20 protein-coding genes are annotated in these 22,327 nt (G+C 65.0%); 12 read left to right on the forward strand and 8 right to left on the reverse strand.

Annotated features, from left to right (window positions below; translation table 11 throughout):
* Positions 1 to 117 precede the first annotated feature (117 nt).
* Positions 118 to 1,374 (forward strand): GNAT family N-acetyltransferase, encoded by a 1,257-nt coding sequence (locus M1L36_RS02860; RefSeq protein ID WP_250872205.1) that lies wholly within the window; start codon positions 118 to 120, stop codon positions 1,372 to 1,374.
* A 272-nt stretch (positions 1,375 to 1,646) separates the two neighbouring features.
* Here M1L36_RS02860 and M1L36_RS02870 read toward each other — a convergent pair whose 3' ends face one another.
* The 4 genes from M1L36_RS02870 to M1L36_RS02885 all read right to left on the reverse strand — a co-directional run bounded on the left by M1L36_RS02870 (position 1,647) and on the right by M1L36_RS02885 (position 6,753).
* Positions 1,647 to 2,804, reverse strand: coding sequence for an acyl-CoA dehydrogenase family protein (locus M1L36_RS02870; RefSeq protein WP_250872207.1), 1,158 nt, complete (start codon positions 2,802 to 2,804; stop codon positions 1,647 to 1,649).
* A gap of 138 nt (positions 2,805 to 2,942) precedes the next feature.
* Positions 2,943 to 4,106: a hypothetical protein gene (locus tag M1L36_RS02875; protein ID WP_250872208.1), complete on the reverse strand. Its 1,164-nt coding sequence runs from the start codon at positions 4,104 to 4,106 to the stop codon at positions 2,943 to 2,945.
* Positions 4,107 to 4,390: 284 nt separating this feature from the next.
* Positions 4,391 to 6,046, reverse strand: a complete 1,656-nt coding sequence (locus tag M1L36_RS02880) for a long-chain fatty acid--CoA ligase (protein ID WP_250872209.1) — start codon at positions 6,044 to 6,046, stop codon at positions 4,391 to 4,393.
* 44 nt (positions 6,047 to 6,090) lie between these two features.
* Complete coding sequence (locus tag M1L36_RS02885) at positions 6,091 to 6,753, reverse strand: O-methyltransferase (RefSeq protein WP_250872210.1); 663 nt, start codon at positions 6,751 to 6,753, stop codon at positions 6,091 to 6,093.
* Between the two features lie 152 nt (positions 6,754 to 6,905).
* Between M1L36_RS02885 and M1L36_RS02890 the strand changes: the two genes are divergently transcribed.
* The gene (locus M1L36_RS02890) at positions 6,906 to 8,489 is read left to right on the forward strand and encodes a uracil-xanthine permease family protein (protein ID WP_250872211.1); all 1,584 of its coding nucleotides are present in this window, start codon (positions 6,906 to 6,908) and stop codon (positions 8,487 to 8,489) included.
* Between the two features lie 87 nt (positions 8,490 to 8,576).
* Positions 8,577 to 9,215, forward strand: coding sequence for a pyroglutamyl-peptidase I (locus M1L36_RS02895; RefSeq protein ID WP_250872212.1), 639 nt, complete (start codon positions 8,577 to 8,579; stop codon positions 9,213 to 9,215).
* Between the two features lie 12 nt (positions 9,216 to 9,227).
* On the opposite strand, the gene M1L36_RS02900 is transcribed toward M1L36_RS02895, so the two are convergent.
* The 4 genes from M1L36_RS02900 to M1L36_RS02915 form a co-directional block, all read right to left on the reverse strand.
* Positions 9,228 to 10,490 (reverse strand): M20 family metallo-hydrolase, encoded by a 1,263-nt coding sequence (locus M1L36_RS02900; RefSeq protein ID WP_250872213.1) that lies wholly within the window; start codon positions 10,488 to 10,490, stop codon positions 9,228 to 9,230.
* Positions 10,491 to 10,575: 85 nt separating this feature from the next.
* A complete protein-coding gene (locus M1L36_RS02905) occupies positions 10,576 to 11,616 on the reverse strand; it encodes an NAD(P)-dependent alcohol dehydrogenase (protein WP_250872214.1) in 1,041 nt (346 codons plus the stop codon).
* A gap of 78 nt (positions 11,617 to 11,694) precedes the next feature.
* Positions 11,695 to 12,270 (reverse strand): thioredoxin family protein, encoded by a 576-nt coding sequence (locus M1L36_RS02910; protein WP_250872215.1) that lies wholly within the window; start codon positions 12,268 to 12,270, stop codon positions 11,695 to 11,697.
* A gap of 100 nt (positions 12,271 to 12,370) precedes the next feature.
* Positions 12,371 to 12,547 (reverse strand): DUF7317 family protein, encoded by a 177-nt coding sequence (locus M1L36_RS02915; RefSeq protein ID WP_250872216.1) that lies wholly within the window; start codon positions 12,545 to 12,547, stop codon positions 12,371 to 12,373.
* Positions 12,548 to 12,773: 226 nt separating this feature from the next.
* On the opposite strand from M1L36_RS02915, the gene M1L36_RS02920 reads away from it, so the two are divergent.
* The 9 genes from M1L36_RS02920 (at position 12,774) to M1L36_RS02960 (ending at position 22,155) form a co-directional block, all read left to right on the forward strand.
* On the forward strand, positions 12,774 to 13,259 hold the full coding sequence (locus tag M1L36_RS02920) for an Lrp/AsnC family transcriptional regulator (protein ID WP_250872217.1): 486 nt from the start codon (positions 12,774 to 12,776) through the stop codon (positions 13,257 to 13,259).
* Positions 13,256 to 14,407: a pyridoxal phosphate-dependent aminotransferase gene (locus tag M1L36_RS02925; protein ID WP_250872218.1), complete on the forward strand. Its 1,152-nt coding sequence runs from the start codon at positions 13,256 to 13,258 to the stop codon at positions 14,405 to 14,407. Before M1L36_RS02920 ends, M1L36_RS02925 begins: the two co-directional genes overlap by 4 nt.
* 105 nt (positions 14,408 to 14,512) lie before the next feature.
* Entirely contained in the window at positions 14,513 to 16,834 is a 2,322-nt protein-coding gene (locus tag M1L36_RS02930) for a type II/IV secretion system ATPase subunit (protein ID WP_250872219.1), read from the forward strand.
* A complete protein-coding gene (locus M1L36_RS02935) occupies positions 16,831 to 18,873 on the forward strand; it encodes a type II secretion system F family protein (protein WP_250872220.1) in 2,043 nt (680 codons plus the stop codon). Before M1L36_RS02930 ends, M1L36_RS02935 begins: the two co-directional genes overlap by 4 nt.
* On the forward strand, positions 18,870 to 19,346 hold the full coding sequence (locus tag M1L36_RS02940) for a DUF7287 family protein (RefSeq protein ID WP_250872221.1): 477 nt from the start codon (positions 18,870 to 18,872) through the stop codon (positions 19,344 to 19,346). The genes M1L36_RS02935 and M1L36_RS02940 overlap by 4 nt, the downstream gene beginning before the upstream one ends.
* Positions 19,340 to 19,999: a DUF7288 family protein gene (locus tag M1L36_RS02945; RefSeq protein ID WP_250872222.1), complete on the forward strand. Its 660-nt coding sequence runs from the start codon at positions 19,340 to 19,342 to the stop codon at positions 19,997 to 19,999. The genes M1L36_RS02940 and M1L36_RS02945 overlap by 7 nt, the downstream gene beginning before the upstream one ends.
* On the forward strand, positions 19,987 to 20,898 hold the full coding sequence (locus M1L36_RS02950) for a DUF7261 family protein (protein ID WP_250872223.1): 912 nt from the start codon (positions 19,987 to 19,989) through the stop codon (positions 20,896 to 20,898). The genes M1L36_RS02945 and M1L36_RS02950 overlap by 13 nt, the downstream gene beginning before the upstream one ends.
* A complete protein-coding gene (locus M1L36_RS02955; RefSeq protein WP_250872224.1) occupies positions 20,891 to 21,352 on the forward strand; it encodes a DUF7266 family protein in 462 nt (153 codons plus the stop codon). The genes M1L36_RS02950 and M1L36_RS02955 overlap by 8 nt, the downstream gene beginning before the upstream one ends.
* Entirely contained in the window at positions 21,349 to 22,155 is an 807-nt protein-coding gene (locus M1L36_RS02960) for a DUF7289 family protein (protein ID WP_250872225.1), read from the forward strand. The genes M1L36_RS02955 and M1L36_RS02960 overlap by 4 nt, the downstream gene beginning before the upstream one ends.
* Positions 22,156 to 22,327: the final 172 nt, after the last annotated feature.

The following is a 22,327-nucleotide window of genomic DNA, read 5'->3' on the forward strand; positions in this document are numbered from 1 at the left end:
GTCGGAGGTGAGACCGTCTCGGCCGTCGGACCGCTCCCGGAACGCCCTCACGACGGCGGGTGGCACCGGCTCACACCGCTGGGGTGCGTTTATCTCCCCTCCCCGTCCATCGCCGCTATGACCCTTCAGTACCGCGCGGTCCCCGACGAGGACCGCGACGAGTTCCGTCGCCTGCTGACCTACGCGTTCCGGCCGACGGAGACACACGAGACCGTCGAGGACGAGGAGGACGTGCCCGCCCCCGCACAACCAGGGGCACGACGCGGCATCTACGACGGCGACGAGTTGCTCTGTACCGGTCGTCACTACTGGTTCACGCTCGACGTCCGTGGCACGCCCCTGGAGGTGCCGGGGCTCTCGGCGGTGTCGACGCCGCCGTGGAACCGCCGACGAGGGCTCGTCCGCCGCCTGCTCTCGGAGTCCCTCGAAGAGTATCGCGAGCGCGAAGCGTGGTTCTCCCTGCTCTGGCCGTTCGAACACCCCTTCTATGCGAAGTTCGGGTGGGCGACGGTCACCGAGTACGCCGAGGTGAGCGTCGCGCCGGACGACCTCGACTTCGTCGACCGGGTCGACCCCGACGGCCGGTTCGTCGAACTCGACGCCGACCGATGGGCGGACTGCGAGCGCGTCTACCGCGCCGCCAACGACCAGACGCTCGCGTGCTACCGGACCGAGGAGTGGTGGCGAAAACGCGTGTTCAAGGGCTGGCGGAAGGACCCGTACGTCGCCGGTGTCGAACGCGAGTCGGCCGACGGCGAGTCCGAACTCGTCGGCTACGTCGTCTACACCGTCGACGACGGCGACGACGGCCGGACCCTGAAGGTCCACGAGCGCGGCGCGGTCGACCACGCCGCCCGCGTCGAACTGTTCCGGTTCTGCCGGTACCACGACTCGCAGGTCTCGACCGTCGAACTGTACGACCGCCCGGACACCCGGCTGTTCGACCTCGTCACCGACCCGCGGGACGTCTCCATCGAACTGCACCCCGGTCCGATGGGCCGACTGGTCGACGTGAGGCGCGCGCTCGAAGCGCTCGACTACCCGGACGAGGTCGACGGGCGGGTCGGCCTCGCCGTCACCGACGAGCTGGCGACGTGGAACGACGCGAGCTACGAACTGACCGTCGAGGACGGGACGGCGACCTGCGAGCGACTGGACTCGGGGGTCGCAACCGGTGCCGACGACGGCGACGACACGGAAGGGAACGACGCGGACGTGGCCGTCGACGTCGGGCCGCTGTCGCAACTCGCGTTCGGCTACCGGACGGCGAGCGACCTCCGGACGGTCGGTCGGCTGTCGGCCGACGACGACGCCGTCGCGACGCTCGACGCGCTGTTCCCCGAGACGACGACCCTGCCTCCGGAGGGGTTCTGAGGCGACGGCGGCCACGGCGTCGCCACTCACCGACGTGACCGGTGAGCAGGAGTGTGGCCGCGAACGTCGCCGCTCAGAGCAGGCGCATCGCGACGCCGACGAGCAACACGACGAGGCCGACGAGCGTCGTCGCGGGTTCCGGGAACACGAGCAGGCCGAGGCCGACGAGCATGACGAGTGTGGACGTCTGCATACGGGCCGGAACTCACGCCGGCCGAGAAAACCTTGTGCCTGCGGAAACGGTCGCCGAGCGGTCGTCGTGTGACGCCCGCTCAATACTTCGACTGGCGGTAGATGAGGTTGCGTTGGATCTCGTTGGCACCCTCGTAGATGACGGGAATGCGGACGTCGCGGTACACCCGCGAGACGCGCCGTTCCTGGAGGATAGAGCGCCCGCCGTGGAGCTGCATCGCGCGCTCGGCACAGAAGTTCGCCACCTCGGTGGACTTCGTCTTCGCGCTCGCGGCCCAGAAGCCGGCGTTCTCGCCCTCGGCGACCTTCTTCGCGGCCCGCCAGTTGAGCGAGCGAGCGGCCTCGAACTCCATGCGCATGTCCGCGAGGATGTGCTGGACGGCCTGGAACTCCGAGACGTCGCGGCTGAACGCCTCGCGGTCGTGGACGAACTCCCACGCCTCCTCGATGGCGGCGGCGGCGAGACCGAGGCCGTGACCGCCCACGACGATGCGGCCGTGGTTGAAGAACTCCGCGAGCATGTAGAACCCCGCACCCTCGACGCCGACGAGGTTCTCCTCGGGGATGCGACAGTCGTCGAGGACGATGTGGCCCTGTTTCGAGGCGCGCATCCCGATCTTCTCGGGGATGTGTTCGGCCTCGTAGCCCGGCGCGTCCGTCGGGACGATGAACATCGAGTAGTTGCCGTAGCGGTCCTCGCCGTCGCTGGTCTTCGCGTAGAGGGTGAGCCAGTCGGCCTCGACGGCGTTACCGATCCAGTACTTCTCGCCGTTGAGCACCCACTCGCCGGCCTCCTCGTCTTTCTCGGCGCTCGTCGTCATCCCGGCGAGGTCGCTCCCCGTGTCGGGTTCGGAGACGGCGAGTCCCGTTATCTGGTCGTTCTCGGCGACCGGGCGGAGGAACTCCGCTTTCTGCTCCTCGGAGCCGTACTCCTCGACGATCTCCGCGCCGAACGACGCGAGCATCATCGTCAGGCCGATGCCGGCGTCGGCGCGGTAGAACTCCTCGGCGATGGCGAATATCTCGTAGAGGTCGAGTCCTCGGCCACCGTACTCCTCGGAGATGTCTTGGGCGACGAGTCCGGCGTCCATCCCGGCCTCCAGAATCTCCCACGGGTACTCACCGGAGTCGTGGTACTCCTGGGCGGCGGGGGCGATGTGTTCCTCGGCGAACGCGCGGGCTTCCGCCTTCACGTCGCGAGCGTGTTCCGGGACCACGGACTCTTCGAGCAGGTCCATGGCTGATGTAGGGTCGGGGTCGCCAAGTACGTCCCGGAACTGGAAACGTATTCAAACGAGTTGTCGCTCGTGTCGGGGAAGCGATCGCGAAAAACGAGGGGTACGTCGGACTGTCGTGCGGGGGTCGTCGACGCCGACTCAGGCTTCGACGACGATTTCGAGCGTCACCGTCTCGCCGGGCGAGAGCGTCACCGTCTGGGCGTCCTTGAACATCTGCTCGCCGGCCAGCGACCGGTCGTACGTCTCCGTGTCGTCGGGGAGCTGGTAGCCGGCCAGCGAGACGGTAGTGTTGGTGCTCGCGTTCTCGTCGAGCGAGACCGTCACCGTCGCCGTGTCGTTCCGGACGTCGTACTCGATGGCGTCGTACGTGACCGTCGAGTTGTCGACCGTCGCGGTCGCGTTGCCCGAGACCGGCGTCTGGTACGTCGCCGTGACGTCACCGTCGTCGGTGACGGACGTGGCCTGGACGAGACGGTTCTGGTCGCTGTAGAACGCGGTCTCGTTGTCGCCGATGTTCTCGATTGGTTCGCCACCCACGAGGTCGAACTGGTAGGCGTTCAGGATGTTGAACCGCTCGTCGAGGTCACAGGTCTCGGTCGTCTCCGAGGCGTCGACGGTCTCGACGACCATCCCGTCGGCGTACAGTTCGAGCGTCGCGTCGCCGCGCGCGGTCGTCTTGAACTCCAGCGTCTCCGAACCATTCGCGCTGAGGTTCAGCGTGCCGTCCGCGCCGGTCTCCTCGACGAAGTAGTCGACGGAGGCGGCCTCGGCGTTGTCGTTCGAGACGTTGAAGCGGACGATGTCGTCGGCGGTGTCCGCACAGACGGCGCTCGCGTCGAGGCCGGGTGCGACCTGCGTGCTGTCGACGGCGAGTGTGACGACCTCCTGTGCGGCGGAGGCGTTCGTGACAGTGACCGTGCCGTCTGCGTACTGCACGTCGACGACGTCGGTGTCGGCCTCGGGGCCGAGCGCGGGCGTTTCGGCGGCCGTCACGTTCGCTGCGCGGAGGAGACTCACCGGTGCGTTCGTCGTCTCGTAGACGCGCTCGTCGACCTTCACCGAGACTCGGTAGACGACGTCGTCACCGCTCGCGTTCAGCGTCGCCGTGTCGGTCGCGTTGTCGTACGTGTACTCGACGGCGTCACCGGAGGCGTTCGCCGTGGTGTTCTCGACGGCGAACTCCGTCAGGTATCGGTCGTCGACCTCGGCGGCCGCGACACCGGCACCGAGACCGGCCGCGACCACGCTCGTGACGAGGACGAGCGCGAACGTGAGTCGGAGCGACGTTCTCCGAAGGCTCATCGCTCCGACCTCCGTGAACTGGTCGCGTTGCGATTCGTGCGTCGACTGGGGGCCTGCTCTGGGTTGGAACCCATGTTCTCTACTCTGTGACTTTCCGCATTAGTTCAATAGTGGATAACTACTTTTTTTAGAGATATTCTACAATGCGTTAATTTGGTTCAACACGCACGAAAAACGCCGTTAGCCACTCCCTACCACGCTTCGGTCGGTTCCGAGCGGTCGGTGTCCCTCGCGGTGGCTGGTCGTCGGTGACGGCGAAGAAAAGCGACGGGTCGGACGGGGCCTCAGTCGTCCTGTTCAGGGGCGGCGTCGTCGGGCGTCTTGCCCTCGAACGCCTCCATGTCGGTGTACTGCTCGCGCAGGTCCTTCTTCGAGAACTTGCCCGTCGCCGTCTTGGGCACCTCGTCGATGAACACGACGTCGTCGGGGAGCCACCACTTGGGGTACTCCTCACGGAGGAGGTCCATGACGCCCTCGGGGATGGCGTCGCGGTCCGCCCCCTCGACGGGCACGACGAACGCGACGGGGCGCTCCTGCCACTTCTCGTGGGGGACGCCGATGACGGTCGCCTCGGCGACGTCGTCGTGGGCCATGATGGCGTTCTCCAGTTCGACGCTCGAGATCCACTCGCCGCCGGACTTGATGACGTCCTTCGCACGGTCGACGATCTTCAGGTAGCCCTCGGGGTCGACGGTGACGACGTCGCCGGTCCGGAGCCAGCCGTCCTCGAAGTCCTCCTCGTTGGCCTCGGGCCGTTCGAAGTACTCGGTGGTCACCGAGGGGCCACGGACGAGCAGTTCGCCGAACTCCTCGCCGTCCCAGGCGATCTCCTCGCCGTCGTCGTCGAGCACCTTGAACTCCAGTCCGGGGACGATGAGCCCCTGCTTGACGCGGTGGTCGACCTGCGTCTCGTAGTCGGCCGACTCCAGGTCGGATTTGAGGTGGGCGACACTGCCGATGGGGGCCATCTCGGTCATCCCCCACGCGTGGAGCAGTTCGATGTCGCGGTCGTCGAACCACTCGACCATCGACCGCGGTGCGGCCGACCCGCCGACGATGACGGTGTCGAGCGAGGAGATGTCGACGTCGTTGTTCTTACAGTAGTCCATCAGCCCCAACCAGACGGTCGGGACACCGGCGGTGATGGTGACGCCTTCCTCCTCGATGAGACCCGCGAGGTCGGCGGGGTCGGGCGAGGGGCCGGGGAACACCTGTTTCGCCCCCGCCGCAGTCGCGGTGAACGGCATCCCCCACGCGTTGACGTGGAACATCGGCACGACTGGCATGACGACGTCGTCGTCGGCCATCGGGATGCCCTGCGGAGTGAGCGACTCCATCGTGTGCGCCCAGAGCATCTTCTGGGTGTACTCGACGCCCTTCGGTCGGCCCGTAGTGCCCGAGGTGTAACACATCCCCGCCGGCTGGTCCTCGCTCACGTCCGGCCAGTCGTACTCGGTGTCGTGGCCCGCGATGAACTCCTCGTAGGCGACGACGTCGAGGTCCGTCTCCGGCACCTCCGAGGCCATCACGACGAACTGTTTCACGTGGTCGAACTCCGGGGACTGGACCGCGGGTTCGAGCGCCGGGAGCAACGAGGGGTCGACGAACAGCACCTTGTCCTCGGCGTTGTCGACGATGTAGCGGATGTGCTCGGCCGGGAGCAGCGGGTTGATAGTGTGGAGCTGTGCGCCCATCGACGGCGCGGCGAAGTAGGTCTCGAAGTGGAGATGCTGGTTCCAACAGAACGTCCCCACCCGGTCGCCCTCTTCGATGCCCAACTCGTCGAGAGCGTTCGCCAACTGCGCGACGCGGTCGGCGTACTCCGCGTAGTCGTATCGGGTGATTCCTTCGCTGGTCCGGGAGACGATCTCCTGGTCAGAGTAGAGTTTCTCCGCGCGCCACAAGAACGGTCGAAGTGTGAGGTCGGTGCCTCCTGGCATACGACGACAATGCGCGCGCCGTCACCTAACTGTTAGCACCGTTTCTAACGACGGTAACTAACTGCAATGCCCTCGCCGACTGGAATCAAGGCCGTCTCGAACTCGTCGTCCTCCCGGACTGCCTCGAGGTACTCGGCGATACCCCGAGTCGCCTCGGTCGTCTCGACGTCCTCACCCGCGACGAGTTCGACCAGCGCGTCGAACTCGATGGGGCCGGCGGTCATCGCGTTGTCCGCGACCACGACGCCACCGGGGGCGACCTGCTCGCGGACGGCCTCGAACGCCTCCGCGTAGCGCTCCTTCTCGTTGTCCACGAGGACGACGTCGAACGTGCCGTCGTAGCGCTCCAGCGTGTCGAAGGCGTCGCCCTGCTCGACGACGGTCCGGTCGTCGTAACCGCCGCGAGCCAGATACTCGCGGGCGCGTTCGCAGTTCTCGGCGTCGAACTCACAGCAGACGATTTCGCCGTCTTCGGGGATCGCTCCGGCGAACCAGTACGCCGAGTAGCCGAAGCCCGACCCGAACTCGAAGACGCGCTCGGCGTCGACCATCCGAGCGAGCACCTGCAACCAGCCGCCGACTGCGGGGCCGACGGTCGGGAACCCCGTCTTCTCGGCGTAGGCGTCCATCTCGGCGACGACCGCGTCGCCACGCGGGCCGACCAGTCTGGCGAACCGTTCGACGCGTTCGGGTACGACGTCGTTCATGCACGGCGCGTTCGACGGCGACGGCCAAAGTCGTATGCCCGCGAGCAGCCCGGCGAGTGGAATACACGAACGTGTACAGGTGCGTCGTCGAACGACCTAGTCGGTACACGTCGATGGGTTTAACTCGTCGCTCCGTTTGGCTCCGATAGCTCATGTCAGGGGTCGACGACACCGCAGGCGACGGTGAGGAGGGGACCGCGGACGACTCGCTCGTCACGTACGGTATCGAGGACAGACCACCGCTCCCGACCGCGCTGTTGCTCGGCGGCCAACACTACCTCACGATGGTCGGGGCGAACATCGCCGTCCCGCTCATCCTCGCGGGGGCGCTCGGCTTCGCCGACCAACCGGCCGTCCTCGGGAAGTTCGTCGGGACGTTCTTCGTCGCCTCGGGCATCGCGACGCTCGCCCAGACGACGTTCGGGAACCGCTACCCCATCGTCCAGGGCGCGCCGTTCTCGTTGCTCGCCCCGGCACTCGCCGTGGTGGCGGCCGCGCCTGCTCTCGGCGGGATGCCCGGGTGGCAGTCCAAGCTGTTGTTCTTGCAGGGGGCCATCGTCGCCGCCGCGCTCGCGGAGGTCGCCATCGGCTACTTCGGTATCGTCGGTCGCCTCCGGAAGTACCTCTCGCCGCTGGTGGTCGCGCCCGTCATCGCGCTCATCGGTCTCTCGCTGGTCGGTGCTCCTCAGATCGTCGACGTGCTTCCGAGCGTCGAGGGCGCACAGCAGAACTGGTGGCTCCTCCTGCTGACGCTCGGCCTCATCGTCCTGTTCTCGCAGTACCTCGGCGACCGGCGCAAGGTGTTCGACCTGTTCCCCGTCCTGCTCGGCGTCGTCATCGCGTGGCTCGTCGCCGCGACGCTCTCGGTGGTCGGGTTCTACCCGTCGAGCTCCTACAGCTACGTCGACCTGGGCGCGGTCACGGAGGGGCAACTGTTCTACGCCATCCACCCGCTCCAGTACGGGATGCCGCGCTTCGAGACGTCGTTCGTCGTCGGGATGTTCGCGGGCGTGCTCGCCTCCATCGTCGAGAGCTTCGCGGACTACCACGCCGTCGCTCGACTCTCCGGGGTCGGCGCGCCGAACGAACGGCGCATCAACAACGGCATCGGGATGGAGGGGCTGATGACCGCCTTCGCGGGCCTGATGGGCGCGTGTGGCTGTACCTCCTACTCCGAGAACGTCGGGGCCATCGGCATCACGGGCGTCGCCTCGCGGTTCGTCGTGCAGGTCGGGGCGGTGTTCATGCTCTTCGTCGGCTTCCTCGGGCCGTTCGGCCGCCTCATCGCGACCATCCCCGACCCCATCGTCGGCGGTCTGTTCGTCGCGATGTTCGGCCAGATCGTCGCGGTCGGCCTCTCGAACCTGAAGTACGTCGACCTCGACTCCTCGCGCAACCTGTTCGTCCTCGGGACCGCCATCTTCGTCGGCCTCGCGATTCCGCGGTACCTCTCGACTGCGGGCCGCGAGGGGTTCCTGACGGGGCTGGAAGGCGTCCCGCTCGTTGGCGAGGTGCTCGCGACGCCCGCGGTCGGCGGCACGCTGTTCGTCGTCGGGTCGACGAGCATGGCCGTCGGCGGCATCGTCGCGCTGTTCTTCGACAACACCATCCCCGGGACGCCCGAGGAGCGAGGCATCACCGCCTGGGAGGCGCTCGCGGAGGGCGAGGACGACTTCACCTCGCCGCTCGACCGCCTGCGCGACGCGCGCGGCGACACCACGACGAAGGCTGACTGAGTCCGCTTCTGCCTCGCGCACCCCACGTCGCCCCGACGTGCTCGGCGCTCCGGAACCACTTTCCTCGCCGCCGCCCCTCGTCGGGCCGTGACCGTTCTCCTCACCGGCTACGAACCGTTCGGCGAGTTCGACGAGAACCCGAGCGAACAGCTCGCTCGTCGCCTCGACGGCACGGCGGTCGCCGACCACGAGGTCGTCGGCTCCGTCCTCCCCGTCGAGTTCGACGGCGTCGGCGAGCGTCTCGCCGAACGAATCGACCGCCACGACCCGGCGGCAGTGGTCTGTACCGGTTTGGCGGCGGGTGCGACCGCGATTCGCCTCGAACGGGTCGGCGTCAACGTCGCCGACGCGGCGGGCACGCCCGACAACGCCGAGGCCGACCCGCTCGACGAACGCATCGACCCCACGGGGGCAGACGCTCACCTCGCGACGCTCCCGCTCGTCGAGACGGTCGAACACCTCCGTCGGCGCGGTGTTCCGGCGCGCGTCTCGAACACCGCGGGCACGCACCTCTGTAACGACGCGCTGTACTCGACGCTCGCCCACCTCCGAGCGACCGACCGCGACGTCCCGGCGGGGTTCGTCCACCTCCCCGCGACGCCGACCGTCGCCATCCGGAGCGCCGAGCACCCCGAACGCGGCGGGAGCGTTCCCGCGAGCATGGACCTCGACCTGCAGGCGGAGGCGCTGCGTCAGGTGTTCGCCGTGGCGCTGGCCGTGTCCTGAACTCCCCCGAGACTACTCCGCACCGGCGAGCGTCGCCAGTGCCCCGGTCAACACGCGCGTCGCCGCTTCGCAGTCCGCCCAGTCGGTCCACTCCCGGGGCGAGTGCGAGATACCGTCCCGAGAGGGGGCGAACAGCATCCCGGCGTCGGTGACGTTCGCGACGTACATCGAGTCGTGGGCCGCCCCGGAGTGCAGCGACAGGGTCTCGATACCTGCCGTCTCTCCCGCTGTCGCGAGTGCCTCCCGACAGCGCTCGGCCATCGGCGTCGGTTCGAGGTCGAAGCCGCGCTCGAACGTCGTCTCGACGCCGCGGTCGTCTTCGAGGCGGCCGAGTTCCTCGCGGGCGCGGTCACAGAGGCGGTTCATCGAGTCGTACTCGACGCTGCGGACGTCCAGGCCCGTGTCGACGCGCCCCGGAACGACGTTGGTCGCGTTCGGCGAGACGTCGAGCGACCCGACGGTCGCGACCGCTGCCAGGTCGGTCTCGACGCGCTCCTCGGCGGCCGCTTCCATCGCCAACACGAACTCGCTGGCCGCGGCGAGCGCGTCGGTCCGCTCTGCGCCCATCGGCGTCGCTCCGGCGTGGTTCGCCTCGCCCGTGACCGTCGCTTCGCAGTGAGTGATGCCCGTGATGTCGGTGACGACGCCGGCCTGCGCGCCCGCGCGTTCGAGGTCGGTGTGCTGTTCGACGTGGAGTTCGAGCCACGCGTCCCACTCGCTCGCGTCGAGACGACCCTCGCCGCGAAAGTCGATGGCGTCGAGGGCGTCCTTGAGTGTCCGTCCGTCGGCGTCGGTCAGCGCGAGCGCCTCCTCGACCGAACGCGCGCCGCTGGCGACCGACGACCCGAGCAGTCCGGAGGCGAACGTCGTCCCCTCCTCCTCGGTGAACGAGACGACCGCGACCGGGCGCTCCGGTGTCGCTCCGGCGTCCTGCATCGCCCGGACGGCTTCGAGCGCGGCGTAGACGCCGAGCGGGCCGTCGAAGATGCCGCCGTCGGGAACCGAATCGAGGTGGCTCCCCGCGGCGACGGGTGCGCCCGAGGCGGTCGGCGGAGACCAGTAGCCCGCGACGTTGCCGACGGCGTCGACGTCGACGGTCAGGCCCGCGTCGTCCATGCGCCCGACGAGGTACTCGCGGGCCTCGCGGTTCGCGTCGCTGCCGGTCGTGTTGGTCCGGCCGTGACCGTCGCTCTCGGTCGCGCCGAACGAACCGTTGCGTTCGATGTCCTCTCGGAGACGGTCGCCGTCGACGCGTTCGTCGGGCCGTGGTGACATGGCGCTCGGTTCGGCGAGCGAGGGGATACGCGTTCCGTCGTGGCGACGCGCAGGGAGTCGGTGGGCGCTGGTGTACCGACCGTGACTACGGGACGATGACCGCTCGCCCCTCAATCTCGCCGTGTTCGAGGCGTACGGCCACGTCGTTGATGTCCTCCAGGCCGTAGCGGGTCGTGCGAAGGTCGACGTCGCCCTGTTCGACCAGCGCGACGAGTTCCTGTAACTCGGTGTACTGGCCGACGAGCGTCCCGCGGTAGGAGAACTCGCCGTTGACCATCGCCTGGGCGGGTTCGTGGACGTGCCCGCCGTAGCCGACGACGTGGTGGTCCCCACCCGCCGCGACGACGTCCGGCGCGAGCGAGAGCGTCTCGTCCGCCCCCACGAAGTCCAGAACCTGCTTCACCCCACGGTCGTCGGTGAGCGCGTCCAGTTCCGCGGGGACGTCCTCGCTCGACGGGTCGAGCGTGTGTGCCGCGCCGAGTTCTTCTGCCAAGTCGCGGGCCTCGCCTTTGACGTCGAGAGCGACGATGGTCGCCGCGCTCATCGCGTCGAGACACTGGATTCCGATGTGGCCGAGGCCGCCGACGCCCACCACGACGGCGTAGTCGCCGGGCACCAGTTCCGCGACGGCCTTCTTGACGGCGTGATAGGCGGTGATACCGGCGTCGGCGTGCGGGGCGATTTCGGCGGGGTCGACGCCGTCCGGGAGCGGGATGACCGAACGCTCGGAGGTGAGTAACTGGTCTGCGAACCCGCCGTCCCTGGAGAGTCCCGGGAACGCGACGTCCTCGCAGTACATGTCCTCACCCTGCCGGCAGGGTCGACACTTCCCGCAGGTGACGACCGGGTGGCAGATGACCTGGTCGCCCTCCGCGACGGTCGTCACCTCCTCGCCGACGGCGGCGACGGTGCCCGCGTTCTCGTGGCCGAGCGTCATCGGGAGGTCCTGGGGCATGTACTGCTCCCACATCCCCTCGACGACGTGGTTGTCCGTCTGACACCAACCCGCACCTTCGACGTCGACGACGATGCCGCCCGACCGGTCGATTTCGGGCGCGTCGACCTCGTCGATTGAGAGGGCGTCGCCCATCTCGTCGGTGTACTCGTGGAGTCGTGCTGCTCGCATGGGTCACGCTACCAGTGGACGCTGGAAAACTGTCGGGGAGGCGGCAGTCGGTGACGTGACTCAGTTCGCGGAAGCGAGTCAGTCGTCTCTCCACTTGATGGAGCAGCCACGGGAGGGGAGGAACTCCAACTCGACGGGGTCGCCCGCGAGGACGCTGTCGATGGCCTGTCGGACGTAGAACTCGCTCGGTTCGTCGTCGGGGTTCAGCGCGTCGTCGAGGCGGCCGTGGTACGACAGGAGGAAACGTGGCTCCTCGGGGCCACCTTCGTTGCGGAACAGGAACGGGTCGGGCGTGCAGACCGCGCCGTAGTCACGGGCGACGTCCTGTGTCTCGTCGCGGAGATACGCGTCGTAGGCGACGGTACCCTCGCGGACGAGTTCGGTCATCCGGTCGAACGAGTCGTCGGGGTACTGCTCGGCGTCGTTGGGGTTGATGCCGACGACGGCGACGTCGTCGTACTCCGCTGCGAGGTCGTTGAGCAGGTCGAACTTCGCCTGCGCGTACGGACAGTGGTTGCAGGTGAACACCACCAACAGCGCCTCGTACTCGGCGAAGTCGTCGAGCGAGTAGCGCTCGCCGCTCGTGCCCGGCAGGTCGAAGGCAGGGGCCGGTTCGTCGCGGCCGATGGTCTGCTCGGACTCTTTCGTGACCATGCGCGCAGTACGGCGAGCGGGGACAAAGGGGTTGGTCCTTGCCTCGCCAGCGGTGGAGACGAGGCTGGTGAGTCGAGAGCGACGCGAGGAAGTGCGCGGTTCAGTCGGCGACGACGGGGGTCTCGCCGTCGACGTCGTCGCTCGGGTCAACGTCGCGCGGGGCCACCTGCGCGGCCAACTGCTCGGTGGAGAGACCGGCCTGCTTCGCGGCCTGTTCGAGCGTCAGTGTGCCCGCCTCGTAGAGCGTCGTAGCCGTCTGGACGGCGTGACTTCGCATACCCGTGGTGTCCGTCCAAAGACCTATAATTGTATCGTGAGGTTATATCTCACTAAGGGGGTACAAGGCTGCTCGTCGGTTCTGGTCGGTCCTAGAATCTGTCGAGTCAGCGGTCGGTTCCCAGCGCTCCGTCTTCCGTCGCCGAGGGTGGTCCGAGTCGCGACCTCGCGTCCGCAAACCCTGCGGCCGCCGGTAGGGCTAACTGGCCGACGCTCCCCTCTCGGCCATGGACCGCGACGAACTGCTCGACCTGCTGTCCGAGGACGCCCGAACGCCGGTCGCCGACCTCGCACGGATGTTGGACGCCGACGAGGAGACGGTCCGTGCGGAACTCGACGCGCTGGAGGCGGAGGGCGTCGTTCGGGGCTACCGCGCCGTGGTCGACCCGGGTCGCACCGCCGACGAACGCGTCGAAGCGGTCGTCGAACTCGACGTCACCCTCGACCGCGAGACGAGCTACGAGGACATCGCCCGCCGACTCACCAAGTTCGACGAGGTGGTCGGCCTACGCCTCGTCAGTGGCGACTACGACTTCGCGGTCGACGTCGAAGCCGACTCGATGCGTGAGGTCTCGCGGTTCGTCAGCGACCAGATCGCGCCCGTCCCGGAGGTGACGAAGACGGTGACGCACTTCGTGATGCAGACGTACAAGGAGGCCGGCATCGCGTTCGAAGACGGTGAGGACGACGACCGCCTCTCCGTGACGCCATGAGCGAGTTCGACGTCTCCGAGCGGGTCGCTTCGGTACCGCCCTCGGGCATCCGGAAGTTCTTCGAGTTGGCCGAGGAACGCGACGACGTCGTCTCGCTCGGAGTGGGCGAACCCGACTTCACTGCGCCGTGGCGCGCCCGAGAGGCCGCCATCGACTCGCTCGAACGCGGTCGGACGTCCTACACCGCCAACCGCGGGACCCGTGAACTGCGCGAGGAGATCGCCCGCTACGTCGAGCGCTTCGACCTCGACTACGACCCCGACGACGAGATTCTCGTCACGGCGGGCGCGAGCGAGGCCATCGACCTCGCCTTCCGCGCGCTGTGTGACCCCGGCGACGGTGTCGCCATCGTCCAACCGTCGTACGTCTCGTACGTCCCCGGCGTGCAGTTCGCGGGCGCGGAGCCGATTCCGGTGCCGACCCGCGCCGAGGACGGGTTCGCGCTCACACCGGAGGTGCTCGAGCGTTCGGGGGCGGCCGACGCCGAGATGCTCGTGCTCTGTTACCCGAACAATCCGACGGGGGCGACAATGGACCGGGAGGGGCTGGAAGCCGTCGCAGCGTTCGCCCGCGAGCACGACCTGACGGTGCTCTCCGACGAGATTTACGCCGAACTCACCTACGAGGGCGAGCACGTCTCCATCGCGTCGCTGCCGGGGATGCGCGAACGGACGGTCGTGTTCAACGGCTTCTCGAAGGCGTACGCGATGACGGGCCTACGACTTGGCTACGCCTGTGGCCCGGCCGACGCCATCGGGGCGATGAACCGCGTCCACCAGTACACGATGCTCTCTGCCCCGACGACCGCCCAGCACGCCGCGCTGACCGCGCTGCGAGAGTGCGACGAGGAGGTCACGTCGATGTGCGCGCAATACGACCGTCGCCGTCGGTTCGTCCTCGCTCGGTTCCGCGAGATGGGTGTCGAGTGCCCCGAGGCGACCGGCGCGTTCTACCTATTCCCCGAGGCACCGGGTGGTGACGCCGAAGCGTTCGCCGAGGGGTTGCTGGAAGCGGAGGGCGTAGCCATGGTCCCCGGCGACGCGTTCGGGGCCGGTGGTGCGGGCCATCTCCGTGTCTCCTATGCGACAGGAATGGACGACCTCCGGACTGCGATGGACCGCCTCGAACGCTTCCTCGACAATCACTGAGGCTGTCCCACGTGGGTAGCCCCCACGTGAACAGTTCTCATTTCTGCTTGAGACGTTTTGATAATTAGACGCAAACCTTTTTGTGGACTAAACATATCGCGAAACATGGCTATTAAGGACGTCCTACCGGGCACCGACGAGGACGCTCAGGAGGACTCGTCGGACGAGGCGTCCGTCCCCGGTGACGCCGCAGTTTCGGTTGGCGAGTACACCTGGGAGGACTACAAGCGCGAGTTCTACTTCGATGAGGAGGGCAACCCGCCGACTGACGACGAAGAGCGGGTCGTCCCGTTCGACAAGGAAGACGCCCTGGGGTTCGACCCCGAGGCGCTGGGCGGGATGCTCGCTCACGGTGAGTCGGCGGCGAACTTCATGCTGGACCACGAGGCCGAGCAGTCCGTCCAGGTCGCCGAGGAACTCGATGAGGACGAGTTCTTCTCGACCGTCGAGGGACACACCACCGTCTCGAACCGCTACGACATGGAGAAGACGGTCCCCTTTGAGAAGAAGTCACACTTCGAGGAGGTCGACCGCTACTGGGTGAACAAACCCCACGCCTTCGTCGTCATCTTCCACTCCACGAAAGAGAACGAACAGAAGTACTACGTCGTCGAGCCGTACCTCACGGACATCGAGCGGGATCTGATGGAGTTCCTCTCGGGGAAGCTGAAGACCGCCATCAAGTACTCCGACGACGACGTCATCGTCCAGGGCAGCGACGAGTCGCGTGCCGACGTCATCGAACGCGAGACCCAGCGACTGCTCGACCGGTACGACCTGTTCGACGGCGACATCACCGCCTTCGCGGCCGACGAACCACAGGTGGCCGACGACGGGTTCGTCGCCCAACTCAAGGAGCTGTTCGGGTTCGAGCAGGAACTGGTCGTCCACGACGGCGAACTCGACGGCATCGCGGCCCGCCCGGAGCCCGCCTTGCTCGAAGAAGATTCGCCGACGCTCACCGAGTACCAGGTCGAGAAGATACTGTACTACCTCCGTCGTGACTTCGTCGGCTTCGAGCGTATCGACCCCATCAAACACGACATCAACATCGAGGACGTCTCGTGTGACGGCTACGAGTCACCCGTCTTCGTCTACCACTCCGACCACGAGCAGGTCATCTCGAACGTCTACCACGGCACGCAGGAACTCGACGACTTCGTCGTGAAGATGGCTCAGCGCTCGGGCAAGGGTATCTCGAAACGCCAGCCACAGGTCGACTGTACGCTTCCCGATGGCTCACGTGCCCAGCTCACGCTCGGCAAGGAGGTCTCGGACCACGGGACGAACTACACCATCCGACAGTTCAAGGACGTCCCGTTCACACCTATCGACCTCATCAACTGGAACACGTTCTCCCTGGAGGAGATGGCGTACCTCTGGCTCTGCATCGAGAACAACAAGAGCCTCATCTTCGCGGGCGGGACGGCATCTGGGAAGACCACCTCGCTCAACGCCGTGAGCTTGTTCATCCCCTCGAAGTCGAAGATCGTCTCCATCGAGGACACGCGTGAGGTCGAACTGCCCCAGCGAAACTGGATTGCTTCGGTGACGCGTCCCTCCTTTTCCGACGACGGGAAGGGCGACGTCGACGAGTTCGATCTGCTCGAAGCTGCACTGCGCCAACGCCCCGAGTACATCGTCATGGGTGAGATCCGTGGTGAGGAGGGTCGCACGCTGTTCCAGGTCATGTCGACCGGTCACACCACGCTGACGACGTTCCACGCCGACTCCGTTGGCGAGGTCATCAAGCGGTTCACGACAGAACCGATCAACGTCTCGAAGACGATGTTCACAGCACTCGACCTGGTGAGCATCCAGACCTCCACCCGAGTGAACGGCAACAAGGTCCGCCGGAACAAGTCGCTGACCGAAATCAACAGCTACGACCCGGAGAACGACGAGATCAACGTTCAGGACGTCTACCAGTGGCAGGCCGAGACCGACGAGTACCTCCGGATGGGCGAGTCCAACACCATCGAGGAGATCAAGTTCGACCGCGGGTGGAACCAGGACAAGCTCGAAGAGGAGCTGTTCAAACGCAAACTCGTCCTCGCGTACCTCATCGAGGCGCGGTTGAACACCTACACGCAGGTCGCGGCGACGCTCCAGGCGTTCATCAACGACCCCGACACCATCCTGCGGCTCATCGCCAACGGCGACCTTGAAGAGAGTCTGCTCGACCTGCAAGAGATGGAGTCGGTCAGCATCGACATCGACCCGGAGAAAGAGGAGATGGTCCCCCGGCCCGACCCGACGTTAGAGGTGCTCGGCGAGGCCGAAGAAATCCTCACGCAGGCGACTCCACTGCTCCGGGAGTACAGCGGCGAGGAGGTGACGGTCGACGAGTTCGCCGAGGCGCTGTCGGGGGTGGACGACGACGAGGAGGCGTTCGGCGGCTTCCGACCGAAAGGAGGCGATGAATGAGCACCGAGACGGCCGGTGGACAGGTTGGCTCGAACAGCCTCGGCGACGCGTTCTATCCGCTGTACAAGGCGCTGTTCGACGAGGAGGGTGACTTCACCGCCTCCATCGAGCGAAAACTCGCGCAGGCGCGGATGGCCCAGACCGTCGAGATGTACCTCTCGCAGGCGCTCGCCGTCGGCGTCCTCGCTGGCGGGCTGCTCTGGCTGGTCGGGACGCTCGGCGTGTTCATGGTGTTTCAGCTGTTCGTCACCCAGACACCGACGCTGCTCGGCCTCCCGCTCGAAGGCCAGACGCTCGAACTCGTCAACGCGGTCAAGATACCAGCGCTCATCCTCGTCGGTGGCCTGGTGTTCGGTGCCATCGGCTTCGGGATGGGCTTCGGCTCGCTGCTCGCGGTGCCGTACTTCAAAGCCGGCGAACGGAAACGGAACATCAACGTCCTGCTCTCCGACGCGACGTCGTTCATGTACGCGCTGTCGGTAGGTGGGTTGAACCAACTGGAGATCCTCGAGGCCATCGCGATGGCCGACGACACCTACGGCGAGGTGTCGAAGGAGTTCCAGTCCATCATCCGCGAGACGCAGTACTTCGACACCGACTACCGCAACGCTGTCCGCAACCAGGCGCTCCAGACGCCGAGTGACGAACTCAGCCAGTTCCTGACGGACATGCTTTCCATCATCGACTCGGGGGGGAACATGACGAACTTCCTCGAAGACCAGAAGGAAAAACAGATGCGGACCTCCAAGCAAGAACAGGAGACCGTCCTGGAGACCCTCGAACTGTTCGGGGAGATGTTCATGACGCTGTCGCTGTTCCCGCTGCTGTTGCTGATCATCCTCGTTATCATGTCGATGATGGGCCAGTCCCAGACGGACATGCTCTACCTGACGGTCTACGGACTCATCCCGCTCATCGGCGGGGCGTTCCTCATCCTCATCTCGACGGTCGTCCAGGACGAGGTCGGCGACGGCTACCTCCACGAGGAGGGGACCGCCGAGCGCACCTCCGACGGCCTGTTTAGCCTCGGCCTCGTCGAGCGCTACACGGGCGAGCACAGCGTCTTCGACCGTATCAAGAGCCGTGAGGGGACCTACGAGACCGGTCGGATGCTCAAGCGGCCCCACATCTTCTTCCGGGATCACCCCCTGACGGTGTTGTTCCTGACGATTCCGGCGTCGTTCGTCTTTCTCGCGTTTTCTGTACTCGGCGGGTTCGCCCCGCTATCACTCGCGGAGATGAAGGAGGCTCCCGTCCGCGGGACGTTCTTCTGGCTCTACCTCCCGCTGTACGTCAACGGCATCCCACTGGCCATCTTCCACGAGTGGAACGTCCAGCACCGACGCAGCATCACGGCGAAACTCTCGGAGAACCTCCGAAAGCTTTCGTCGGCCAACGAGACCGGGATGACGCTCTTGGAGTCTATCAAGTCGGTCTCGGACACCTCTACCGGCCGGCTCGCAGACGAACTGGACACCATCCACGCGAAGGTGAACTACGGGACGAGCCTGAAGAACGCCCTCTATGAGTTCAACAACAAGTACCACATCCCGCGGCTCGCACGGACGACGAAGCTCATCGCGAAGGCTCAGGAGGCGTCCAGTCAGATTACGGCCGTGCTGACAACGGCCGCACAGGCCTCGGAGAACCAGGACGATATCGCCCGGGACCGCAAGTCCCGAACGCGGATGCAGGTCGTCATCATCATCATGACGTTCCTGACGCTGCTCGCGGTCATGGCCATCCTCAAGGTGAAGTTCCTCGGTGTGATGGCTGACCTCGCCACACAATCCGGTGGTGGTGGCAGCGCTGGCTCCGAGGCCGTCTCCGGGTCGTCCGGTGGCCTTGGTGGTGGTGGTGGGTTCGCAGAGAATGTTGACGTCCCGCTGATGGACATGTTGTTCTTCCACGCGGTGACGTTCCAGGCTATCGTCTCGGGTGTCGTTGCGGGGTACATCCGCGACGTGAGCATCCTCGCCGGGGTGAAGTTCCTCGTCATTCTGCCGACGTTCGCCTTGGTGGTGTTCTTATTCATATGAACCGGGACCGCGGGCAGACGACGCTCGATTTCGCTATCGGCGTGAGCGTGTTCCTCCTCGCCGTTGCGTTCGTTTTTTCGTTCATCCCTGGGATGGTCCAACCGTTCGCGGACAGTGGGCAAGAAGATATGACCGTCTCAAATCGGTTAGCAGACCGTCTGGCGACTGATGTTCTGACGAGTGGTGAACCGTATATCCTCGACAAATCGTGTACAATGTCATTTTTCGAGGAAGATGCTCCAGCGGACGTCCCGAACTACTGTGCGTTCGAGGGCGGTGGGGTTGAGGATGTACTTGCCCTCGACTTACGAACGAATGTCCATGTCTCCTTGACTGGTGACCTCAACGACGACGGAACCGAGGAGTCATACACCGCTGGCGATTCGATTCCGGCCTCGGGTTCGACGACGACGGCAACCCGCCGTGTCACAGTGGATGGAACCCCTACGAAACTGGTGGTGAAGGTATGGTAGACCGAGGACAGGCTCACACGCTCGAAGCGGTCATGGCGGGTGTCTTGCTGCTTGGAAGCCTCGTCTTCGCGTTGCAGGTGACTGCTGTGACACCGCTCTCTGCGAGTACGTCGAGCCAACACATCGAGAACCAGCAGGCAGCGACTGCAGAGGGGGTCCTCGCTGCGAGTCTCGACGACGGGTCACTGAAGCGTGGATTGTTGTACTGTAATCCCGGTGCCGAGGGTGTTCAAGAACCTCGGTTCTTGGAGTCCGGAAGTCGGCAGTTCTACACTGATGTCCCGGAGACCGACAAGGGACCGACCGGGTTCGGAAAGAAACTCGAAGCGGCGTTCGGCTCGCAGTCAGTTGCGTACAACGTCGAACTCGTCTACGACGATGGGTCGGGGTTCGTCCGACGCAAGATGGTGTACCAAGGGAATCCGAGTGACAACGCGGTCACCGTTGCTCGAACCGTCACGCTCCTCGATACGGACTCTTACAGCGAGAGCACAGACGGTGACGGGGAGTTAGAAGTCTCAGACAAAACACTCAGAGACATTGAAATAGATGCCTCCGACGCGGACCATGCGACCTGCTACGGGGAGACGGACACCACCGACAGTGGTGTCCACAAAGTGGTGAAAGTGGAGGTGACCGTATGGCGGCAGTGAGAGAGCGAGGCCAACTCATCTTAGTCGGTGGGTTATCTCTCGCAGTCGTACTTGTCGCAATCGCGTTAGTAATGAACGCCGCGATTTACACCGAGAGTCTGGCGAGTCGTGATGACGCCGGAGAACTGGGTAAACCCGCCTCGATAGAGTCGGATTTGTCGGCGGCAGTCGAATCGATGATGCTGAATGACTTCTCGGAGTCGGAGATATCCGATGGTGTAGGTGAGTTCAGTTCTTCGTCCGCGTACTTCGCTGCGCAGGACGGTGCGATAACCTCGGCCAGTGTTCAGTCGACAAATGCAGGTACTTTGGTCACCGATTCGAGTGGGTCCTTCGTGAGTGCCGACGGCGACGCCTCGTGGACGGTCGTTGACTCGAAGCCTGTTCGGTCCTTCGAGATGACGGTCAACGAGGATAGCCTCGGGAGTGCCTTCGAAATGGAGGTCACGAGCCCGGGGGGTGACCCGTGGACGATTGACTTCTCCGCGAGCGGCGATACGCTCACGATGACATTCGACGACACGGAGACGACCGTCACGTGTTCCACGACACCCGACAGTGAGGAGGATGCAAAGATATCGTTCTCCAGTGGACGGCTGGGCGGTTCACAGTGTGTGCCAATGAAACGCCTGTTCTCTGGTGAGTCCGTGTATAAGATTCGATTCGTTGGAGGTGACGCGGCGGCGGGGACGTACTCGCTCGTCGTCGACGAGGATGTGACCACGATGGAAGACTACGACGACGATGGCGACGATACCGAGACTGATTATGGGTCCGATTCGGGCGACCCGACGGTGGCCGAGGAGCTGTACTCGGTAGAGCTCTTGCTTGAGTACGACTCTCCTGAAATCCAGTACGAGACGACGGTTGTGGTAGCACCAGGTGAGAACGATGACTGACGAACGTGCCGTTTCGACGACCGTCGGCTTCGTGACGACACTCGGTGTCGCGAGTATCCTCATCTCGGGGCTGCTGATTGCAGGAGGTGGGTTCGTTGACGATCAGCGTGAGCGAACAATTCGGTCCGAAATGCAGGTTATCGGCCAGCAGGTCGCCTCGGACATCGATGCAACTGACCGACTCGTGCAAACGGGTGAGAGCGTCTCCGAACTGCGGGTAACGCATCAACTCCCTGACCGCGTCACAGGCGCACAGTACTCCATAGAAGTGGATAACTCTGGTTCACAGACGAGGTTGAAGCTATCAAGTGACGACCCCGACGTCACTGTCTGGGTGCAGTTCGACGCGCAGACGGAGGTTGTCGGTGAGCGGTTCACTGGCGGCGACCTCGTAATTCGATACGCCGACGCCGATCTTGACGGTGATTTGGAACTGGAGGTGACGGGACGATGACCCGCAGCCGTGGGGTCAGCGAAGTCGTCGGGTTCATCCTCGTGTTCTCACTCGTCACTACGACGGTTGGGGTTGTGTACGTCGCCGGATTCGACGGACTCACCAACGCACGTGACGCCGAGCGAATCAATAACGTCGAACGGGCGTTCGACGTGATGGCCCACAACATCGAGGACATCGACCGAGACGGTGCCCCTGGTCGATCCACGGAGATTAAGCTCGCCGATGGGCAGATATCGTTCAGTGAAGAGACGACCGTCAAGTGGTGTTGGGATAACGACCCAGATACAGACTACGACAATCTCTGTGACCCAGCAGACACGACGACGATGCACTCTGAGACGCTTCAACCGGTCATATTCGAAGCAGAAGGCACACAACTCGTCTACGAGAACGGCGCCGTTATTAGAGAGCAGCGTGGTGGTGCGATACTCGTTCGCGAGCCACGGATGTTGTTCCGTGATTCGACCGAGAGATCGGTTATCATCCCCACTATCGACCTCAATGCGCAGGGCAAGTCGAACGTCGCAGGGGATACGACGATGCTCGTCCGGACCCAACTACAGGCAGGACAGGGCGCTCGCAAGTGGCTCGACCCATCACCAGTGACTAGCGAGCGGAAGATTCGCTACACGATTCAGACGACCCCGAATCGAGCAGGCGCATGGGAACGATATCTCGAAAATAGAATATCATGGGAATCCAACGCCTGTGAGATCGTTGGCTCAGGTAACGTCAAGTGTGATTTTACTGCGGATCAGATGCTGTTTCGTGTCGTGCGCATCGATGTAACGTTCGCCTGAATCCATTCATGGCAACACACTTTTGTTTCCGTCTAAACTGCTTAGTCTCGAACCGAGCGACTGCCACAGAAGTCCGTCGTCTGCCAGACGGACTGAGTGCAGATTACCGGCGGCTCTCGACGAAACGCGTTCAGTAGCGCCCCGTCGTCGTCTCGATGGCTGGTTCCGTCGG

This window comes from Halomarina rubra, from assembly GCF_023699475.1.
Classification (GTDB): Archaea; Halobacteriota; Halobacteria; order Halobacteriales; family Haloarculaceae; genus Halomarina; species Halomarina rubra.

Coding starts and splice junctions, on each gene's coding strand:
- M1L36_RS02880 (WP_250872209.1), bottom strand. CDS start 6,046: ATGCCAGGAGGCACCGACCTCACACTTCGACCGTTCTTGTGGCGCGCG.
- M1L36_RS02950 (WP_250872223.1), top strand. CDS start 19,987: ATGGCGGCAGTGAGAGAGCGAGGCCAACTCATCTTAGTCGGTGGGTTA.
- M1L36_RS02885 (WP_250872210.1), bottom strand. CDS start 6,753: ATGAACGACGTCGTACCCGAACGCGTCGAACGGTTCGCCAGACTGGTC.
- M1L36_RS02940 (WP_250872221.1), top strand. CDS start 18,870: ATGAACCGGGACCGCGGGCAGACGACGCTCGATTTCGCTATCGGCGTG.
- M1L36_RS02925 (WP_250872218.1), top strand. CDS start 13,256: ATGAGCGAGTTCGACGTCTCCGAGCGGGTCGCTTCGGTACCGCCCTCG.
- M1L36_RS02935 (WP_250872220.1), top strand. CDS start 16,831: ATGAGCACCGAGACGGCCGGTGGACAGGTTGGCTCGAACAGCCTCGGC.
- M1L36_RS02955 (WP_250872224.1), top strand. CDS start 20,891: ATGACTGACGAACGTGCCGTTTCGACGACCGTCGGCTTCGTGACGACA.
- M1L36_RS02860 (WP_250872205.1), top strand. CDS start 118: ATGACCCTTCAGTACCGCGCGGTCCCCGACGAGGACCGCGACGAGTTC.
- M1L36_RS02875 (WP_250872208.1), bottom strand. CDS start 4,106: ATGAGCCTTCGGAGAACGTCGCTCCGACTCACGTTCGCGCTCGTCCTC.
- M1L36_RS02905 (WP_250872214.1), bottom strand. CDS start 11,616: ATGCGAGCAGCACGACTCCACGAGTACACCGACGAGATGGGCGACGCC.
- M1L36_RS02945 (WP_250872222.1), top strand. CDS start 19,340: ATGGTAGACCGAGGACAGGCTCACACGCTCGAAGCGGTCATGGCGGGT.
- M1L36_RS02930 (WP_250872219.1), top strand. CDS start 14,513: ATGGCTATTAAGGACGTCCTACCGGGCACCGACGAGGACGCTCAGGAG.
- M1L36_RS02960 (WP_250872225.1), top strand. CDS start 21,349: ATGACCCGCAGCCGTGGGGTCAGCGAAGTCGTCGGGTTCATCCTCGTG.
- M1L36_RS02915 (WP_250872216.1), bottom strand. CDS start 12,547: ATGCGAAGTCACGCCGTCCAGACGGCTACGACGCTCTACGAGGCGGGC.
- M1L36_RS02920 (WP_250872217.1), top strand. CDS start 12,774: ATGGACCGCGACGAACTGCTCGACCTGCTGTCCGAGGACGCCCGAACG.
- M1L36_RS02870 (WP_250872207.1), bottom strand. CDS start 2,804: ATGGACCTGCTCGAAGAGTCCGTGGTCCCGGAACACGCTCGCGACGTG.
- M1L36_RS02890 (WP_250872211.1), top strand. CDS start 6,906: ATGTCAGGGGTCGACGACACCGCAGGCGACGGTGAGGAGGGGACCGCG.
- M1L36_RS02910 (WP_250872215.1), bottom strand. CDS start 12,270: ATGGTCACGAAAGAGTCCGAGCAGACCATCGGCCGCGACGAACCGGCC.
- M1L36_RS02900 (WP_250872213.1), bottom strand. CDS start 10,490: ATGTCACCACGGCCCGACGAACGCGTCGACGGCGACCGTCTCCGAGAG.